Here is a 323-nt window from a genome sequence, read left to right as displayed (position 1 = left end):
TGAAGGTATTATCACTACAAATGCTAGATTGAAGCAGCTTGTGGCAGATAAAACAACACCAAAGAATAGGGATGAGGAAGAAATCCTTGGTTATCGCAATGTGCTGAATCTCGTCCATGAAAACTATGATGTTATACCGGTTCGTAGTAATTATATTCTTCAAATGCACAGAGATTTGTTGAAATATACGAATCTGAATTATGGTGGGCAGTTTAAAACGACACCTAATGAAATTGACATGGTACTTGAAACAGGTGAGAAAGTAGTTTTGTTTAAGCCACTTGAGCCATACGAGACGCCATCTGCAATCGATGCTATTTGTG

Annotated in this window: 1 pseudogene; it reads left to right on the top strand. The window is 37.8% G+C overall.

Annotated features, from left to right (window positions below):
* A pseudogene (locus ACTQ1N_RS12815) lies at nucleotides 1-323 on the top strand (Fic family protein); the annotation flags it as partial.

Origin of the sequence: Porcincola sp. LCP21S3_C12, from assembly GCF_052118625.1 — a bacterium.
Taxonomy (GTDB): Bacteria; Bacillota; Clostridia; order Lachnospirales; family Lachnospiraceae; genus Porcincola.
This window is presented reverse-complemented; position numbering and strand designations above follow the sequence as displayed.